This window comes from Vallitalea sediminicola (assembly GCF_054408565.1).
The window spans coordinates 61,686-74,813 of sequence record NZ_BTPT01000008.1; the positions used below are offsets into that span (position 1 = coordinate 61,686).

12 protein-coding genes are annotated in these 13,128 nt (G+C 29.9%); 10 read left to right on the plus strand and 2 right to left on the minus strand.

Annotated features, from left to right (window positions below):
• Nucleotides 1-78: 78 nt before the first annotated feature.
• From ACX6CF_RS03455 to ACX6CF_RS03465, 3 genes are all read left to right on the plus strand, one after another.
• Nucleotides 79-936: a carbohydrate ABC transporter permease gene (locus ACX6CF_RS03455; protein WP_458783904.1), complete on the plus strand. Its 858-nt coding sequence runs from the start codon at nucleotides 79-81 to the stop codon at nucleotides 934-936.
• The gene (locus tag ACX6CF_RS03460; RefSeq protein WP_458783905.1) at nucleotides 936-1,763 is read left to right on the plus strand and encodes a carbohydrate ABC transporter permease; all 828 of its coding nucleotides are present in this window, start codon (nucleotides 936-938) and stop codon (nucleotides 1,761-1,763) included. Before ACX6CF_RS03455 ends, ACX6CF_RS03460 begins: the two co-directional genes overlap by 1 nt.
• A gap of 99 nt (nucleotides 1,764-1,862) precedes the next feature.
• Nucleotides 1,863-3,905: an alpha-amylase family protein gene (locus ACX6CF_RS03465; RefSeq protein ID WP_458783906.1), complete on the plus strand. Its 2,043-nt coding sequence runs from the start codon at nucleotides 1,863-1,865 to the stop codon at nucleotides 3,903-3,905.
• A 123-nt stretch (nucleotides 3,906-4,028) separates the two neighbouring features.
• Here ACX6CF_RS03465 and ACX6CF_RS03470 read toward each other — a convergent pair whose 3' ends face one another.
• Entirely contained in the window at nucleotides 4,029-4,637 is a 609-nt protein-coding gene (locus tag ACX6CF_RS03470; protein ID WP_458783907.1) for a hypothetical protein, read from the minus strand.
• A 257-nt stretch (nucleotides 4,638-4,894) separates the two neighbouring features.
• Here ACX6CF_RS03470 and ACX6CF_RS03475 point away from each other — a divergent pair, with 257 nt between their 5' ends.
• The 7 genes from ACX6CF_RS03475 to ACX6CF_RS03505 are packed head-to-tail and all read left to right on the plus strand — an operon-like array spanning nucleotide 4,895 to nucleotide 12,386.
• Nucleotides 4,895-5,512: a TetR/AcrR family transcriptional regulator gene (locus ACX6CF_RS03475; protein WP_458783908.1), complete on the plus strand. Its 618-nt coding sequence runs from the start codon at nucleotides 4,895-4,897 to the stop codon at nucleotides 5,510-5,512.
• A 47-nt stretch (nucleotides 5,513-5,559) separates the two neighbouring features.
• Nucleotides 5,560-7,329, plus strand: coding sequence for an ABC transporter ATP-binding protein (locus tag ACX6CF_RS03480; RefSeq protein WP_458783909.1), 1,770 nt, complete (start codon nucleotides 5,560-5,562; stop codon nucleotides 7,327-7,329).
• On the plus strand, nucleotides 7,313-9,058 hold the full coding sequence (locus ACX6CF_RS03485; protein WP_458783910.1) for an ABC transporter ATP-binding protein: 1,746 nt from the start codon (nucleotides 7,313-7,315) through the stop codon (nucleotides 9,056-9,058). The genes ACX6CF_RS03480 and ACX6CF_RS03485 overlap by 17 nt, the downstream gene beginning before the upstream one ends.
• Nucleotides 9,059-9,090: 32 nt before the next feature.
• Nucleotides 9,091-9,684 carry an MptD family putative ECF transporter S component gene (locus ACX6CF_RS03490; RefSeq protein WP_458783911.1) on the plus strand — a complete coding sequence of 198 codons (594 nt, stop codon included), beginning with the start codon at nucleotides 9,091-9,093 and terminating at the stop codon, nucleotides 9,682-9,684.
• A gap of 8 nt (nucleotides 9,685-9,692) precedes the next feature.
• A complete protein-coding gene (locus tag ACX6CF_RS03495; RefSeq protein ID WP_458783950.1) occupies nucleotides 9,693-10,385 on the plus strand; it encodes an energy-coupling factor transporter transmembrane component T family protein in 693 nt (230 codons plus the stop codon).
• Nucleotides 10,382-11,794, plus strand: a complete 1,413-nt coding sequence (locus tag ACX6CF_RS03500; RefSeq protein ID WP_458783912.1) for an ABC transporter ATP-binding protein — start codon at nucleotides 10,382-10,384, stop codon at nucleotides 11,792-11,794. Before ACX6CF_RS03495 ends, ACX6CF_RS03500 begins: the two co-directional genes overlap by 4 nt.
• Nucleotides 11,784-12,386 carry an L-2-amino-thiazoline-4-carboxylic acid hydrolase gene (locus tag ACX6CF_RS03505; protein ID WP_458783913.1) on the plus strand — a complete coding sequence of 201 codons (603 nt, stop codon included), beginning with the start codon at nucleotides 11,784-11,786 and terminating at the stop codon, nucleotides 12,384-12,386. Before ACX6CF_RS03500 ends, ACX6CF_RS03505 begins: the two co-directional genes overlap by 11 nt.
• 44 nt (nucleotides 12,387-12,430) lie before the next feature.
• Here the strand turns inward: ACX6CF_RS03505 and ACX6CF_RS03510 are convergent, their stop codons facing one another.
• Nucleotides 12,431-12,847: a DUF805 domain-containing protein gene (locus ACX6CF_RS03510; protein WP_458783914.1), complete on the minus strand. Its 417-nt coding sequence runs from the start codon at nucleotides 12,845-12,847 to the stop codon at nucleotides 12,431-12,433.
• Nucleotides 12,848-13,128: the final 281 nt, after the last annotated feature.

The following is a 13,128-nucleotide window of genomic DNA, read 5'->3' on the forward strand; positions in this document are numbered from 1 at the left end:
ATTTTAATATCATACATTTAGTATTCAAAATATTTTGATGTTTACAGTTAAAGCATTGACATTGGAGGTTAGTTGGCAATGAATAAGTCTTCTATGAAGAAAGGAGTTTGGAATTTATTATTCCTTCTCCCTGCATTACTCTTGTTTTCATTTATAGTAGTTTTACCATTTTTAAATGGTATCAAATATTCCTTTACAAATTGGGATGGATTTTCACCAACATATAAATTTATAGGAATCAGTAATTATATTAAAGTTTTAAAAGATCCAACAATTCTAAAACCAATATCTAATTCATTAGTCTACACTATCATAACATTAATCGGAAATAATGTTATTGGTCTATTGATTGCAATTTGTTTGAAAAAAAATTCTGCTGTAAACAAAACTTTTAGGACTATGATATTTATGCCATTTATTATAAGTCTTGTATTGACTGGTTTCATATGGTCATATTTATATAGTGATGTGCTCAACACATATTTTGGTATTAAGAATTTATTGGGAAGTACAAAAACAGTAATGTTAGGTATATCAATTATGGGAATGTGGAGAGATATTGGCTATGCTATGCTTATCTACCTTGCAGCTTTACACGGAGTACCAGATGTGTATTATGAAGCAGCTGTAATAGATGGTGCAGGAGCTTTTAAAAGATTTTGGAACGTAACGTTGCCAATGATATTTCCTGCTATTACAGTCAATGTTGTGTTATTTCTTGGATGGGGTCTTAAAATATTTGATTATGCTATGGCCGCAACTAAAGGAGGACCAGGAAGAGCATCGGAAACCTTTGCAATGTATGTCTATAATTATACTTTCCCATATAATAGGGCAGGTTATGGACAAGCAGCTGCAGTATTAATGATGTTAGGAATCTTTTTAATTACTAGTATTGTTACGGTTATTCTCCGAAAAAGGGAGGTTGAGTTATAGTGTCATCAAAATTAAAAGGTGTTTTTGTTTTTTTAGGAAAATTCTTAATAACTCTTGTTTTTATAGCTCCATTTTACATAGCTATAGTTTATGCAATCAAATCCCCCCAAGAAACAGCTGTCACGGGAATTGCATTTCCTACATCAATATACTTGGAAAATTTTAAAGAAGCGATTCAAATATCGAATTTTTTCAATGCTACTAAAAATAGTACCATAGTAACTATTCTAAGTATTGTATTATTGATGTTAATAAGTTCTATGGCAGCATATGTAATAGCAAGAAATTCAAAATCCAAGGTATATAATGCATTATATTATATCTTTCTAGCAGCTTTATTACTACCTTTTCAAGTTGTTATGCTTCCAGTTTTTATGACATTAAAAAATGTGAATCTGTTAAATACACTTATTGGGTTAGTCACAGCTATAAGTGGATTTCAGGTAGCATATAATATATTTATTTATACTGGGTTTATTAAGTCAATTCCTTTAGAAATGGAGGAGGCGGCGTACATTGATGGGGCAGGAAAATTCTATACTTTTTGGAGAGTGGTATTTCCACTTATGAAACCAATCACATCCTCACTGTTGGTTCTTAATGCTTTGACAGTTTGGAATGATTTTCAGATTTCACTTATTGTTGCACAAAAACCTGATGTTAGAACTATTCCATTGACACAGTATTTTTTCTTTGGACAGTATAGTATAAAACTGAATATGGCTTTTGCAGCATTTGTATTAGCCATGATTCCAATAATAGTTTTATACCTTATTATGCAGAAGTATATTATTGGAGGAGTAATGTCAGGAGCATTAAAGGGTTAAAATTTATTGCTTTTTCAGGATTTGATTAAATTCAAAACTATTAAAGAAAGGAAAATGTATAATGAATACTATGATAGTTCATTATACTAGGGGATATAAATGAATAACTTGAATTTAAGATTTCGCCAGATACATTTGGATTTTCATACAAGTGAAATATTGAAAGATGTTGGTGAAAAATTTGATGCTGTTAAGTTTGCACAGACACTTAAAGACGCACATGTCAATTCAATAACATGTTTTGCAAGGTGTCATCATGGTATGCTTTATTACGACTCTAAATTGTTTCCAGAAAGAGTACATCATGGTCTAGTAAACAAAAATATATTAAAAGAGATAATTGATGAGTGTCATAGAATAAATATACGTGTTCCAATATATATTACTGTACAATGGGATATGTTTACATCGCTGGAGCATCCAGAATGGATTGCTATTGATAAAAATGGGAAACAGATTGGTTCAGAGCCATATAAGCCAGGATTTTATCAAGTGCTATGTGTGAATACACAATATAGAGATTTTTTGAAGGCAAATATAAAAGAGATAATGGATACTCTTGATACTGATGGAATATTCCTTGATATAGTATATCCAACAGATTGCTCTTGTGCTGATTGTATGGCAAAGATGAAGAAAAAAGGTGTTGATATATATAATGATGAAGCTAGAATGGCTTATGCCCATGCAATGATTGATGAATTTAAAGTTGATATAAGTGATTTTATCAGAAATATTAATCCAGATACAAGTATTTTCTATAATACTAGTCATATTGGTGTTTTGCAAAGAAAAGTTAAAGATTCTTATACACATTTTGAACTTGAAACATTACCAAGTGGGAATTGGGGATATTTACATTTCCCAATTACTATGAGATATGCGAGAACACTTTCATTGGATTGTCTTGCCCAAACGGGTAAATTCCATACCGAGTGGGGAGATTTCCATTCCTTTAAGAATAAAGAAGCGCTAGAATATGAATGTTTTAGAATGTTGGCTATGGGTGCAAAATGTCTAATTGGTGACCAAATGGAACCATGTGGAGAACTTTCCAAACCAGTATATGATTTAATAGGTTCAGTATATTCTCAGGTTGAAGAAAAGGAACCTTGGTGTGAAAATGTTGTGTCTATTTCAGATATTGGAGTACTTACACCAGAAGAATTCTGTGGTGCAAATCGAGCTGATTTACCTGATTCAATAATGGGTGTTGAGAGAATCTTTGATAAATTAGGATATCAGTTTGATATTATTGATACAATGAGTGATTTTAATAAATATAAATTATTGGTTTTACCTGATAATATACCTGTAAATAAAAGCCTTAATGCAAAACTTGAGTCATATATAGTAAATGATGGTAAGGTTATTGCAACATTTGAGTCTGGCTTATCAGAAGATAAATTACGTTATAATTTTTTAGATGCAGGTATTAAACTAAAAGAAGAACAGATCAAAACTATTGATGGTGATTTAGCAAGAGGTAAAATCACAGTATGTAATGAATATATAGATTATATACTCCCAAAAGGAGAAATTGGAAATGGACTACCTGAAACAGAACATGTAATGTATGCAAAAGGCTTAGAAATTCAATCTAATGCTGATACTAGAATACTTGCTAATACAATAAAACCATATTTTGACAGAACATATGAACATTTCTGCTCGCATAGACAAACTCCTTCATCGGGTGAGGTAGAAGGACCAGGTATTGTGAAAAATAGAAATGTAATTTATTTTGCTAATCCTATATTTTCTGTATATAACATTAGAGGAGCTAAATGGTACAAAACATTAATGAAAAATGCAGTTGATATGCTATTACAAGATAAAATAATAGAGCATAATGGACCGTCTACCCTTTTTGTTAGTATTAATAGTCAAGAGAAAAGTAATAGATATATTGCTCATTATCTTAACTATATTCCTGAAAGAGGTTGTCAGGAAATTGATATAATTGAAGATATAATTCCTTTATATAATGTAAGAAGCAAGGTTAGGATTAATAAAAAAGTTAAGAAAGTGCAACTTGTTCCACAGTGTGTGGATATGGAGTATGTAGAAAAAGATGGTACAGTGGAGTATGATATTGAAAAAATTAATGGTCATCAAATGATATCCATTGAATTTGATTAAAGGCTATTTCATATATTATAGGTAGTTATTAAAATATGATTTTTTTATGCATATTTAACTAGTATAAAACTAGTAAAAATTAGTATACAAATCTCTCATAATAATATTTGAGAGATTTGTTAGTTAGTTAATATCACTTCCAAATAATTTCTCTGGATCTAATATCGTCAAATATTCATCCGCATCACTAAAAGGATAACCAGGTCCTTTTACCAATGTTTCATGTTCCCATATCTTATTTTCCTGTGCATCAAAATATAATCGATATTCAACATTAGTTCCATTGGTAGCTCCTAATTCTAGAAAAACAAATCGTAATTTATTAACATCGTCAAAATAATAACTTGCTGTATATCCTGAATCTTCAGAACCACTTTCTTCAATATATTTTTTAACAATCTGATTTTTATCTTTATAAATACTAAAATCTTTTGTGAAACGAGAATCAGTATCTTTTATTCCATTGGTTATAAATAGTTTATTTGATTTTATGGAGACTTCTATTGTATTATATATTTCTCTGATTTCTTTAATAGCTGGATGGTTATTCCAGTTTGCCTCGTTTATTTCTTCTTCATCTAATAGAACATTTGTTATAGGTACTGAATCATCAGATGTAAAAGTATCAAATTCTAGATTAAGGCTAGTAATAATATTATTATTAGCTGTTTTTGCAGAGCATCCACTTAAACATATTAATAATAAAAATATACAAAATTTAATTTTATTCATTATTAAAATTCTCCTTGGTTTATAAATACAAAATTCAAGAAATTAATCTGATTACAATAAATAATTTAGTGCACATCCTAGATAATACTATAGTTGATATGAATTAGCAAGATACGTATATATAAGCATATTATGTCATCGGTAGGGTAGGGGTATACATTTTATTATATACTTTAAATAAATATTATTGACAATCATTATCATTAATGATAATATAGCAGTGATATATATCAGTGCTATATTGAGGAGGAGTTATTATGAAAACTAATACTAAAACACAAGAAAAGTTAATGAAAATAGGTAAGCAAGAGTTTCTAGAGAATGGTTTTAAAAGTGCATCACTAAGAAAAATAGTTAATGAAGCAGGTTTTACATTAGGAGCATTTTATGGATATTACAAGGATAAAGAAGCATTATTTGATGGACTTGTAGGAAATGTAGCCGAAGAGTTATATTCGATGTTCAGAGGTGCTCAAGATTCTCATTTTGACCTTATTGATAGTGAAAAGACTATTGATACCAAAGATTTGTCTACTGAATATTTAAGATATTTCATGGACTATATCTATGATAATTTTTATGAGTTCAAATTATTGATTTGTTGTGCGGATGGTACAAAATATCAAAATTTCATCAATGATTTAGTAAATATAGAGGTTGAAAGAACAACAGAATACTATGAAACCCTTAGAAAATTAGGAAAACTAGAAGGAAATGTTAACAAACAATTACACCATATGTTGACTAGTGCATATTTTACAGCGGTATTTGAAACAGTTGCACATGATATGCCAAAAGATGAAGCTACATCATATATAGAGCAATTGGCACTTTTCTTTAATACTGGATGGGATAGCATAATTAAGTTTAAATAAGTTTATGTTCAATATATATATAGATGAAGAAGAAAGGAAGATATGTTTTGAAAGATAAGAAACAAAATAGTATCAGCTGGATTTTGAGTTATGCAAAACAATGTAAAAAAAAGATGGTTGTTTCAGTACTACTTGCAATAGCTGGTGTGGGATTTGGTATAATACCTTATTTTGCAGTATCTAAGCTAATAAATAGATTATTTGAAAATAATTATACATGGACATATATTGGCTATATAGCTTTCATAGCTTTAATTGGTTATTTTGGTAAGGTTATTTTTTCAACAATGTCAACTGTGCTATCTCATAGAAGTGCATTTTTGATTTTAAAGAACATTAGGCAAGAGATAACTGAAAAGCTTTCTAAAGTGCCTATGGGATATATTCTTGATACACCATCAGGAAAATTTAAAACTGTGATTGTCGATACTGTGGAGAAGATAGAGTTGCCTCTAGCCCATATGATTCCAGAATTGACATCTAATCTGTTGATACCTATATGTCTGTCAATATATTTCTTTACATTGGATTGGAGATTGGCATTAATTGCATTAGCTACAATTCCAATAGGACTCATATGTTATATGGGTATGATGAAAGATTATGAAACCCGTTATGCTAGAGTTTTAAAAGCAGGAAAAAATATGGATGGAGCTATAGTTGAATATATAAATGGTATTGAAGTAATAAAAATGTTTAATCAATCAGCAAGATCTTATAAAAAATATATAGATGCTGTAGAAGAAAATAGTAAATCTAAAAGTGAATGGTTTAAGAAAACTAATGGATATTACATAATAGCAATTTGTATAATGCCTACATCTCTAATTGGAGTTTTGCCTCTAGGAACATATCTATATATGAATGGTAGTATCACCATACCTGTGCTTATTACATGCATCATTTTATCCATGAGCCTTATCAAGCCGCTTATTCAAGCATTAGAATATACAGACAGTTTAGCTATGGTTGATAGCACTGTTAAAGAGATAGCAGATATACTGAAGGTAAAAGAAATGAAAAGACCTGAGTGTAGAAAAGAAACTAAAAATAGTACAATAACATTTGATGAAGTATCATTTGCTTATGATGAAGTTCAGGTATTGAAGGATGTTAGTTTTTCAACAATTCCATCGGGTATTACAGCTATAGTGGGACCATCAGGCAGCGGTAAATCTACCATTGCTAAACTTATAGCTAGTTTTTGGGAAGCCAATGAAGGTAGTATTAAATTAGGAGGAATAGATGTTAAAGAATTACCTCTAACTCAGATAATGGATACTATAGCTTATGTTTCTCAGGATAATTTCTTATTTAATCTATCTATAAAAGAAAATATACGTCTAGGCAATAAAAATGCTACAGATAAAGAAGTTGAAATGGCAGCTAAAAAAGCAAGTGCCCACGATTTTATCATGACTCTAACACATGGTTATGATACTAATGTTGGTGATGCCGGAGGCAAATTATCAGGTGGGGAAAGACAAAGAATTGCAATAGCCAGAGCTATATTAAAAGATGCCCCAATAGTATTATTAGATGAAGCAACAGCTTTTACAGATCCAGAAAATGAAAATAGAATACAAAATTCTATAAATCAGCTAATAAAAAGTAAAACACTAATAGTAATAGCTCATAGACTATCTACGATAGTTAATGCAGATCAAATAATTGTTATGAATAATGGACAAGTAGAAGGTTGTGGAAATCACATTAGTCTCCTGAAAAACTGTGAATTGTATAAAGATTTATGGGAAGCCCATGTAGGATATAAAGATAGTATGGAGGAGGTATCATTAAATGATAAAGTTATTTAAGAGACTGCTTAATTTCTCAGGAAAACATCGTAAAGATATTATATTATCACTAATATCAAGTTTTATTAGGTCTAATTTTGAAATTGCATCTTTTATGGCGGTTATAATGCTTATTAATTGGTTACTAATGTCTGTTGAAGGTACAAAAGTAATTAATATGAATGACGTTATTATTATTTTTCTGGTAATGGTAGTTAGTATAGTAGGTAAAATCATATTTTCCAACATATCTAATCAAAAACGTGTACTATCTAGTTTTAATATGTGTCAGGATAAAAGATTAGAAATAGGCGAACTAATGAAAAGAGTCAAGATGGGATATTTTAATGATAATGTATTAGGTGAAATAACAGCTACCACAACTACTACATTAGGTGATATTGAAACCATATCTGTAACTATATTCGATAAAGTAATCAATGGGCTAGTACATGGTACAGTTATATCTTTGTGGATATTAGTGTATGAATGGCATATCGGTTTGATAACTATTGGTGGAATCGTCATAGCTATGCTCATATATTTATACATGCAAAAAAAGAGCAAAATACTATCACCAAGAAGACAAAAAGCTCAAGCTGGTCTGGTTTCTTCTATATTAGAATATATACAAGGAATGGGAGTTGTTAAAGCATATAATCTTGGAGGTTATTCAAGTGAAGGCGTCAAAGATGCTATTGAAGAAAGTTCTAAAGCTAATATAAAGCTAGAGAGTGTATTTTCAAGCCTGACAGCATTATATCAACTAGTATTTAAAATTGCGGCATCATCAATAATAGTTGTTGTTCCGTACCTTTTTATTGATGGGGAAATAACTATGGTAAAATGCTTTACTCTTCTTATTGCCAGTTTTATCATATATCAACAAATGGAAATTGTAGGAAGTGTATCATCTTTAACTAGGGTAATAGAAGCATCACTTGATAGGATAGATAATCTATATAATACGCCTATCATGGATGAAGATGGAGCTACCATTGATATAAATAATTATGATATAGAATTAAAGGATGTATATTTTTCTTATGACGACCAAGAAGTCATAAAAGGTATGAATATAAGAATACCTGAGAATACTACCACGGCCATAGTTGGTCCTTCAGGTAGTGGAAAGACAACTATTTGCAGTCTTATAACACGTTTTTTCGATGTTGACAGGGGAAAAGTAATAGTTGGTGGACATAATGTAAAAGAATATACATGTGAAAGTTTATTGAATAATTTTAGTACAGTATTTCAAAAAGTGTATTTATTCGAAGATACAATATTTAATAATATTCGTTTCGGTAAGCCAGATGCTACCTTAGAACAAGTTAAAGAAGCTGCTAAAAAAGCGTGTTGTCATAATTTTATAGAAGCTCTTCCTAATGGCTACGATACATATGTTGGTGAAGGAGGCGGTAGTCTATCTGGTGGAGAGAAACAGAGAATATCTATTGCAAGAGCCATATTGAAAGATGCTCCTATAATCATTTTAGATGAAGCAACGGCAAGTGTGGATCCAGAAAATGAAAAGAATCTGCAGATTGCAATACAAGAACTAACTAAGAACAAAACTGTAATTATGATTGCTCATCGCCTTAGTACAGTACAACATGCTGACCAAATACTTGTTATAAATGATGGTCAAATAGAACAAGCTGGAAGACATAAAGAGCTAATATCACAAGAAGGTATATATAAGAGATTTATCTTAGCAAGAGAAGAAGCTATTGGATGGCAACTATAGGATTATTAGACAAATAAGAGGAGGACAAGTAAGTGAAAAAAACAAATAAATTTTCTGTGAAAGATATAATAACAATGGTTATTCTGAGTGTTTTAATAGTAGTGATACAGGTAGCTATCAATGCTGTTTCAATGGTTAATGAGTTCTTTAGTTTGGTATTATCATCAGGTATAGTATGTTTTTTATCAGCACCTATATATGTGGTAATGATCAAGAAAATAAAAAAACCACTAGTAACATTAGTATATAGTATAATTCTTGCACTAGTTTATCTTATGATGGGTTATTGGTTCATAAGTATATATCTGATTCTAGTAGGACTCATTTGTGAATTGATTCTATATAGAAGGCTCAGTGATAAACAAATAATAAAAACTTGGACTTTTTTTAGCGCAGCATTCGTTGGTACATCCATATTACCGATACTTGTGATGTGGGATAATTATGTAAAAGCATCTGTACAAGGCGGAATGTCTATGGAATATATCAATAACTATAAATGCTATTATACTAATCCAAAATGGTTAATCATAATATTCGCTTTTGCTGCAATGGGAGGATTTTTAGGAAGTTATTACGGTACCAAATTATCTAAAAGACATTTTGACAAAGCAGGAGTATTATAGTGGAAACCATGAAAAAACGGGAATATTCAATGGCTACTAAACTAATAATATTGATTATTACAATATTTGGTACATTCATGGTGGGAAATGTGGAATACATGCCTGTTTTATTTATAGGATTGACTTGCAGTTTTTTGATACAAAGAAAATATAAGGTATTGAAAGGATATATACCGCTATATATAGGTTTAAGTATTATTCGATGGTTAAGTCGTACATATATGTTTTCCTTTATAGGTTTTTCTGAGTTCTATGTTTTTATGTTCTGGTGGCTAACACCAATTTTTATGGCTATGCATGATGTTGTTACTACTTCACCAGGCGTAATAAGTGCATTTTTATCTAGGATACATATTCCAAAACCTTTTATATTAGGAGTATTGGTTACATGTAGATTCATTCCTACAGTCAGGTTTGCTATAAAAGGTGTAAAGGAATCAATGTATAATCGTGATTTGATTGGTAGTAAAAACATTATTCTACACCCTATGAAAACCTATGAGTATATATTAGTACCAATGTTAATGATGAGTATCAACACAGCAGATCAATTATCAGCTTCTGCTGTGGTTAGGGGGATACAAGCTCCATGTAATAGAGGGAGTTACTACATTGACAATAAGGGTGTAAAGGATTTTATTGGTATAGTACTAATAGTATCTGCATTTTGTTATTTGTTACTTGGAGGAGGACTGAAATGATTAAACTAGAAAATATCTCTTTTGCATATGATCAATCTCTATGTTTGAAGGAGGTATCCCTAAAGGTTGAAAAAGGAGAATCTATAGCCATCATAGGACCATCTGGTAATGGTAAGACTTCAATAATACGCACTATCAATGGCTTAATCCCTAATTACTTTGAAAATGGAAATCTTCAAGGTAATGTACATATAAACGGCAAGAATGCAGAGGAATTCCCTATGTGGGAAAGAGGTAAAAAAGTAGGTAGTGTATTTCAAGACCCAAGGACACAATTCTTTTCTAATAAAGTAGAAGGTGAGATTGCCTTTGCATGTGAGAATTATGGATTAAGGCATGATAAGATTGTGACTTGTACCAATGATATAATGAAACAACTTAAATTACAAGATTTACAAGATAAAGATTTATCTGAACTATCAAGTGGTGAACGACAAAAAGTAGCTATTGCCTCTGCAATGGTAACAAAAGCAAAAATATTGATTTTTGATGAACCATCAGCAAATCTTGATACAGAGGGTATTGATAATCTGAAAAATATTCTTGAAATATTTAAGAACAATGGAACTACAATGGTATTTGCAGAACATAGAATATATTATCTCATGAATATTGTAGATAGATTTTTATATATTGAAGATGGAAAAATCGTTAAAGAATACACAAAAGATGAAATTATGAAAATTAGCTTGTTACAGCAACAAAAATTAGGGATACGTTGCCCACATAAGACAAAAATCAATTCATTGAGAAATATATCTGTTAAACAAAAGGATAAGTCATTAATAGAACTTAAAGATGTATCATTAAGCATTAAAGGTAAAAGCATTATAGAGAATTGTTCTTTTTCAGGATATGCTGGTCAGATAATAGCTGTATTGGGAACTAATGGAGCAGGAAAAACAACACTTGCAAAAGTCATAAGTGGTATGTACAAAGAGACTGAAGGCAATATTATAATAAATGATAAGAAATACAATCATAAAAAAAGAAATAAAAAAGTATGGTATAGTGCTAATGAAACCCAGACCCAATTTTTTACCAACAGCATAGAAAAAGAAATATTGATAGGTATAGATGGATCACATGAAAAATTAGAAAAAGCAAGAGAGTTTTTGAAGTTATTTAATCTATATGATATAAGGGATAAACACCCTTATGCATTATCAGGAGGACAAAAACAAAGACTTTCAATACTATGTGGATTATTGTCTGATAGAGATATATTGATATTAGATGAACCAAGCAGTGGGCTGGATTATAGAAATATGGAAATTTTAGCCGAAGCAATAAAAAATGCAGCTTTATTGAACAAAACTATTTTATTGATTACTCATGATTATGAATTAGTTAATGCTTGTTGTACACACTATTATGATTTATCGGAGGAAAATGTATATGAACAATAATAAAATCTTAAAAAAAAGCTCAATGAAATATATATTGTTTGAAGGTCAATTAAGTGAGAGTAAAGAAATGATAACAAAAATAGAAAAAAGGTTGGGGGCGTTGATTGATAAACATGATTTATCAGATAAGAAAATGGCTGTTCACATGAAAAAGGCTATATTACCATCTATAGCTGTTTATAAGGAAATGCTTGCTTTTGGATATACAAGAGAAAGAAGTATCGAAGCTATAAAAGAATCTGCAATAATAGCTAATAAAGGAATGGCATCTTTTTTTGGATTTATTGGGAAGATACCTTTTGGTTATGCTATATTTCGTAAAATGTGTCCTATGGCTATCAAAAATAGTTTCTGCAAACCAGGATGGAATATGAAATGGATAAGTAATGATAACAAAACTATGGAATTTCATGCGAAAAGCTGTTTATACGTAGATATCATGAAAAAAGAACATTGTATGGAGTTGGTTCCCATTTTTTGTCAAGTAGATGATTACATGTATGGTAACATGAAAAATATTATTTGGGATCGAAAGAAGACTTTAGGATATGGAGATAAGGTATGTGACTTTAGATTTATTAAGAAGTCATAACATTTTATAAATATATAATCAAAAATTGTAAAAGCATAGAATGTTTATTCTATGCTTTGGTCGTAGAATGGATAATCATCATAATTCAACGGGTTATCACCATATTCGTTTTCTCCATCAGTACCACGGGCAAAAAGAAGATATAATCCAAAAATTCCAGAGATAATTCTTAAGACTGGAATTAGAGAGAGAAATTGAATCAGTACTAACCATCCAGTTTTATTCAGGTCATGTAATCGTCTCACAGTGAGTGTTAATCCTGAAATGGAACATATTATAAGTATTAAAAAATAAATACCCATAATAATATATGTATTAGTTATCGATGCATCATCAATGGTATTCATTGTTATTAAATAAGCTAGACCCATTATTATAGATAAGGGTATGCCATACAAAAAATACCTTAGGCGATTCAGACGACCATTAAAATTAAAGTACAATAATCTTAATTGTTTCATATTTAACCTCCAAATATATAAATACAATTATATAATAACATAAACTTACAAAAAAGTTAAATGTTTTATAATATAATAATTTGTTGAATTTGTTTGAATAAATAATATTGATATTGAATCATTATATATGAAGTTGAATAAATGTTAACAAGAAAGGAAATAAAACTTCTAAAACTATTTGACATATATAACAATATAAAGTAAAATTATAATGTTTGTGACATAAAATTATGTCTGTAGACAATAAAGAAACTAAATTTACAATATTTTATGTAACAATT